Origin of the sequence: Mesorhizobium sp. M7D.F.Ca.US.004.03.1.1, from assembly GCF_003998635.1 — a bacterium.
Taxonomy (GTDB): Bacteria; Pseudomonadota; Alphaproteobacteria; order Rhizobiales; family Rhizobiaceae; genus Mesorhizobium; species Mesorhizobium loti.
Map to the genome: position 1 here is coordinate 1 of NZ_RZQG01000677.1, position 3,301 is coordinate 3,301.

The following is a 3,301-nucleotide window of genomic DNA, read 5'->3' on the forward strand; positions in this document are numbered from 1 at the left end:
CGCCGCCGCCCCCCCCACCGCCTATGCCGCGGACGTGCTCAATGTCGGCGCGTACCCGACCAATCCGCCGTTCGAATACAAGAACGAGAGCGGCACCTTCGAGGGCTTCGAAGTCGACATCGTCAACGAAGCAGCCAAGCGCATCGGCATGACCACCGACATCGCCGATCTCGGCTTCCAGGCGCTGTTCGCCGCCACCACGTCGAAGCGCATCGATGTCGCCATCTCGTCGATCACCATCACGGCGGAGCGGCTGAAGTCGCAGTCGTTCACGCAGCCCTATTATGATTCCGACATGGGCATCGCCACCAAGACCGACAGCCCGATCAAGGCCGAAGCCGACCTCAAGGGCAAGATCGTCGGCGTGCTGTCCGGCTCGACCGGCGAGACCTGGGTCAAGGCGCATCAGGAAGCCGACGGCTTCAGCGACGTGAAGGGTTATGACACGCAGCAGAACCTGCTGCTCGACCTCAGCGCCGGCCGCGTCGATGCCGCCGTCAGCGACATTCCGGGCATGGAGTATTCCTTCACCAAGATGAAGGATCTGGTCGTCAAGGAACGCATCAAGACCGGCGAACAATACGGCCTGATGATGACCAAGGACCACCCGCTGCTCGGCAAGCTGAACGACGCGCTGAGCGCGATGAAGAAGGACGGCACGCTGGCCGCCATCCATAAGAAGTGGTTCGGCAGCGACGCGCCTGCCGACTCTTCGACCATGAAGGAAATGCCGCTGCCGAAGGCCTGAGCTGAAAGCTGCGCTGACATCGTGCCGGCTTTCCAGGCCGGCACGATTTATTTCATGCTCCAGCGCCGGCTTCCGCGCAGACCGTCTCGCCGCTGGCGAGGTCGATTGGTTTTAACCTGAGCATCCTTGCTCTCGGGTTCGGGAACGCTCCCATGTCGCTGCTGGATACCTTCTTCAACCCCGATGTCATCATATCCAGCCTGCCGGCGCTGCTGCGCGGCTTCCTGAACACGCTGCTGCTCGGCATTTTGAGCATCGGCATCGGCATCCCCATCGGCCTGGCGATCAGCCTGGTGCGACTCTATGCACCGAAGCCGCTGCGGTGGCTGGCGGTCGGCTATACCGACATCTTCCGCGCCCTGCCGGTGCTGGTCGTGCTGATCCTGATCTACTATGCGCTGCCCTTCCTCGGCATACGCCTGTCGTCCTGGGCCTCCGCCGTGACTGCCTTCGCCTTCATCATGTCGGCCTACTCGGCCGAAGTGTTCCGCTCCGGCATCGAAAGCATTCCGCGTGGCCAGTTCGAGGCGTCGCAGGCGCTTGGCCTGCCCTTCCTGCTGACCCTGCGCAAGGTGGTGCTGCCGCAAGCGATCCGCGTGGTCATCCCGCCGATGACCAGCAACTGCGTCTCGATGTTCAAGGACACCTCGCTCGCCTCGACCGTGGCGCTGCCGGAACTCTTGAAGGAAGCGACCAACGCGCAGTCGCTCTACGCCAATCCCTCGCCGTTGATCGGCGCCGCGCTTGTCTATCTCATCTTCCTCTGGCCGATGGTCCGCCTCGTCAGCCTGCTTGAAGAGCGCTTCAAGACCGAAAAGAAGCGCTGACCTCGCCAACTGATCCACCCCGCCCAAGTCCTTCGCAGGAGCCTGCCCGTGAACAAGCATCAAACCGACAACGCGAACAGCGCCTCCGGCGCGTTCCCCGTCGACACTATCCGCGCCATGTTTCCAGCCTTGCAGCGGGCCGGCGACTTCATCTTTTTGGACAATGCCGCCGGCGCACAGATCCCGCAAAGCGTGCTCGACGCGGTTACCAATCATCTGGTTTCGCACAATGTGCAGCGTGGCGGCCGTTATGGCCGCAGCGTCACCGTCGACCAGTCGGTTGCCGATGCTCGGACAAGCGTCGCGCTGCTGATCAATGCCTACAGCCCGGCGGAAATCTGCTTCGGCATGAACGCCACCTCGTTCATTCGCCTGGTCAGCCTCGGCATCGGCCAGATGCTGCAAGAGCGCGACGAGATCGTCGTCACCGACATGGACCACGACGCCAACATCGCGACATGGCTGGCGCTGGAGTCCGCCGGCGCAAAGTTCAAATGGTGGCGCATGCGCGAGGACGGCAATCTGCATGTCGACGATCTGCGCCCGCTGGTTTCCGACCGCACCCGTCTCGTCGCCTGCACGGTGACGGCGCATTCGATCGGCTCGATCGTCGATGTCGCTTCCGTGGCTGGTATCGCGCACGCGGCCGGCGCCGAAGTGTTCCTCGACTGTGTGCACTACGGGCCGCACGGGCTGATCGACGTGCAGGCCTGGGACTGCGACTATCTCGTCTGCTCCGGCTACAAGAATTTCTCGCCGCATATGGGCTTCCTGTGGGGCCGTTTCGAAACACTGAAGCGGCTGCCTACCTTCCGCGAGGATTTCATCCCCGACGAGCCGCCCTACAAGGTCGAGGCCGGCACCTTCATCTACGAGAACGTTTCAGGCATGGATGCCGCCGTGCAGTATCTGGAACTGATCGGCCGCAACCTGGCACCCTCCAACAACCGCTCGCGGCGCGACAACATCGTCGCCGGCATGGGCGCCATCCGCGACTATGAGTTGGTGCTGGCGCGCGAGATGCTTGGCGTGCTCAAGGACTGCGGCGCGACCATCTATGGCGTTGCCGACGAGGCCCGCATCACCGAGCGCGTGCCGACCTTCTGCTTCAACATCGGCAAGCTCTCGCCGCAGCGGATCGTCGAGGAAATGGCCGAGATGCAGATCGGCATCCGCGACGGCCACATGTACGCGCCACGGCTGATGAAGCGTCTCAACCTCTCGATGGACAGCGGCGCCATCCGCGCCTCGCTGGTCCACTACAACACGGTTGAGGAAGTCCGGCGCTTCGGCGCAGCGCTGCGCGCCATCATCGCGAAGTTGTCGTGAAACGACGCTTCGCGGAGCTCCGCCCTAGGATGACGAAGAGACGTTAAGCCGCCTTCTTCTTCGCCAGTCTGGCCTTGATCGAGGCGACGTCGGCACGCGGCGTCGCGGCGAACAGCGTCCTGGTGTAGCTGTGCTTGGGGTCGGCAAAGACCTCGTCGCGCGAGCCGTATTCGACCGCTTCGCCGAAATACATCACCATCACGTCGTCGGCGATGTAGCGCACCACGGACAAATCGTGGCTGATGAAGACATAGGTCAGCTGGAATTCGTCCTGCAGGTCGGCGAGCAGGTTCAGCACCTGCGCCTGCACCGAAAGATCGAGCGCCGAGACCGGCTCGTCCAGCACCAGCAGGCTCGGGTTGAGCATCAGCGCGCGGGCAATGGCGATGCGCTGGCG

3 protein-coding genes and 1 pseudogene are annotated in these 3,301 nt (G+C 63.2%); 3 read left to right on the forward strand and 1 reads right to left on the reverse strand.

Annotation, left to right across the window (positions count from 1 at the left end):
* The 3 genes from EN935_RS27825 to EN935_RS27835 form a co-directional block, all read left to right on the forward strand.
* The coding region (locus EN935_RS27825; RefSeq protein ID WP_164771386.1) for an ABC transporter substrate-binding protein at positions 1–748 on the forward strand (748 nt) is incomplete at its 5' end.
* A 152-nt stretch (positions 749–900) separates the two neighbouring features.
* Positions 901–1,575, forward strand: coding sequence for an amino acid ABC transporter permease (locus EN935_RS27830; RefSeq protein ID WP_109666187.1), 675 nt, complete (start codon positions 901–903; stop codon positions 1,573–1,575).
* Between the two features lie 48 nt (positions 1,576–1,623).
* The gene (locus EN935_RS27835; protein ID WP_109666185.1) at positions 1,624–2,904 is read left to right on the forward strand and encodes a cysteine desulfurase-like protein; all 1,281 of its coding nucleotides are present in this window, start codon (positions 1,624–1,626) and stop codon (positions 2,902–2,904) included.
* A 43-nt stretch (positions 2,905–2,947) separates the two neighbouring features.
* Here the strand turns inward: EN935_RS27835 and EN935_RS27840 are convergent.
* Positions 2,948–3,301: pseudogene (locus EN935_RS27840) on the reverse strand (ATP-binding cassette domain-containing protein); the annotation flags it as partial.

Coding starts and splice junctions, on each gene's coding strand:
- EN935_RS27830 (WP_109666187.1), top strand. CDS start 901: ATGTCGCTGCTGGATACCTTCTTCAACCCCGATGTCATCATATCCAGC.